Source organism: Paenibacillus marchantiophytorum, assembly GCF_014640555.1.
In the GTDB taxonomy this organism is placed as follows: Bacteria; Bacillota; Bacilli; order Paenibacillales; family NBRC-103111; genus Paenibacillus_E; species Paenibacillus_E marchantiophytorum.
On the sequence record NZ_BMHE01000113.1, the window covers coordinates 1 to 2,501 of the forward strand.

Annotated in this window: 1 protein-coding gene and 1 pseudogene; both read right to left on the minus strand. The window is 41.2% G+C overall.

Annotation, left to right across the window (positions count from 1 at the left end):
* Positions 1-453: 453 nt before the first annotated feature.
* On the minus strand, positions 454-834 hold the full coding sequence (locus IEY34_RS36060) for a hypothetical protein (protein ID WP_189021096.1): 381 nt from the start codon (positions 832-834) through the stop codon (positions 454-456).
* Position 835: 1 nt separating this feature from the next.
* Positions 836-2,501, minus strand: a pseudogene (locus tag IEY34_RS36065) (hypothetical protein); the annotation flags it as partial.

The window sequence follows — 2,501 nt, forward strand, 5'->3', positions numbered from 1 at the left end:
CGTATAGGTAGGTTCAATGACCTTTTTGTAGCGCTCCAAGGTAACATCGAATACAGCATTAGAAGTATCCAGCGAACGTAGGAATTGGTTGTAATCCCGCACGTCTACGTAGCCCTTCCCCCTAACCGTATCAACGAACTGTGTAATCGCCGCATCGGATACTTGGTAGGTCATATCGTCGACCTTCTCGGCTTGTCTATATGCGGGGTACACGCCGAATACAATTGCAAGAAGCACCCCTCAGGAAACGAAGATAAAAAAACAGGTAGATTATAGTAGTATCTGACCATAATCAACCTGTTCCACGTAACTCTAAAGCATTATATAGGCTGTACTATTCAATCATGTATGTCTATACCTATGAAATGAGGCAGTGTTAGTAGCAGTGCTACATGAGTTAAGCTTGTTATTTGTTGAATAATAGATTCCCTGCTACTGGCATTTTCAGTCTGATTATTTTATTGTTATTTCCTTTACAGCTTTCAACTCTTTTCTTTTGTACTTTCCATCTGTGAGAGGCTCATATATTACAATTGTGATATTAATTTCATATTCTCCTGGCAATAGCTCTGATTCATCATATTCTGCGATATTAACAATCATGAACTTAGGAGTGTTTTCTGAAATAGTGTAGGTATACTTCGGTAAACTTAGTGTAGATACTATAAATGAGCCAAAGGTTTCCTTTCCATCTATATATAGCATAACTTCTTTGAAATCAATTTTATCAGAAATACTTTCTTCTTTTTCAGATGATATCTCTAATACCAAAGGTACTGATTTCACCACAGCCCTATATACATATCCCTCCAATAAATGTATCTTTAGATTCATTCTATTGCCCCCTAAAAAAATCATAGTATTTTTGAAACCACTGAAGATCTTCATCTGAAAGACCCAACTTTTTTCCTTGCCAAATATTTGTCGAAGTTGCGTACTTTTCGGCTTGTTCAATTGGGAGTGCCATAAATTCTTTCCTTCCCAACTTTATAGATTGTCTAAGGTGCTTGATCTCGTGTAAAATTGTATTAGCCATCATTTTTGCATTACCAAAGTTTTTATTTAAATCCAAAATTGCTTCACCCTTTGGATTAAACTTAAACATCCCTAAAGTATCTCCAGTTTGAGTAAAACCACGATTTGTGGATTCATATAAATTTTTGATTTCATCAGCATATTTCTTACCAAATGCTGTTTCAATCTCCTTAAATGCCAGTTCAACTTTTTTCGTATTACCCAAGCCAGCAAAGCTTTCATCAAATGTTCCTACAAACTCAGAAGGATTAAGTGGTTTTTTTGCAAACCAAGTAACCTCAACCGTCCCATTAACTGGTACTTCTCGCAATACCTGTTCCGCATTAAGTGCTGGCCCCTCTTTCAGTTTCATACTTTGACTTTCTCTATATCTTGCATTCGCCAATGCAACTTCTTTTTCCGCTTGTGACATGAGCTGGCTTGAGTTTGTGTTCATTCCTTTCGCGCCTAAGAAGCCCAAAGGAAGGGCATAGATCTCTTCAGCAATTCCCGTCGACTCAAGAAAATCACCCGATGACTGTCCAATGATTCCCTTTCTATATCTATCAAGTATAGCAGTTAATTTCTCCTCCGTTAACTCCCATGGTTGCTTATTCGCTACACCATATTTGGTCATTATGGTTTGCATCGTGTCATTGGTACTCGGATCCCATTGTTTCTTCGTCAATGCTCCCATGATCCTTTGAATGGCTGCCATCTTATTCGGATCCGTGACTTCAGGCAGCGATAAACTACCCTTTGCCTTCACTTCCTCTTTCAAAGCTTGTATAGCTAGATCGACCTTCGTCTCATCATGCCACCACATACCTTTGAAGTACTCCGCTTCTCCTTGTTCCCAAAAGGCGTCATACGCCATTTTTAAATCAGAGCCCTCCAACTGCTCCAATCGCCTAATCGCCCACTCGCCCTCTTTCCCTTTACTCAAGGAGGTCAGAATCAGACTTCGCAGTTCATTATCCTGCGGCATCTCCGAATGGTCATTCTTTGTAGGATTGTACTTACAAGCTAGTAACGCCGAGCCTGCATAGAACGAACTCACATCCACATTCTCATCATAAAAGCTGGACGCTATGCCTAACTGGCCTAACTTTATGCGTTCAGCCTCCATCTCTTTCGTGGCTTCATCCATATACGCCTGATTGCCAAATTTTGCGTACATGTGATAGGCCGCTTGGCTGCGTCCCAGTTCTGTATAGGCCTCTTTAATCTGCCCAAGCTGCTCGTTCGTCCATTGCTGCTCCGCTGGCGTTCCCTTTGCTCGTTGATCCAGCAATTGCGCCACTGTCTTATCCTGTTTCAGTGTGCCTAGCTGCCTTTCAATGGTGGCTTTTTGGATTTGTACCTGAAATTCTTTGGCGACTTCCACGAGTAGCTTGGGAACGGGTGCGATCAAAAGCTTCAGCGGGTTCGTATGCGTAATCGTCTTCGCCAAATGCTCGAGTCCACTGACGATCTTTTGTACGACG

What these genes read in the sequence shown, in the direction of transcription:
- IEY34_RS36060 (WP_189021096.1), bottom strand. Translation starts at nt 834, where the DNA reads ATGAATCTAAAGATACATTTATTGGAGGGATATGTATATAGGGCTGTG.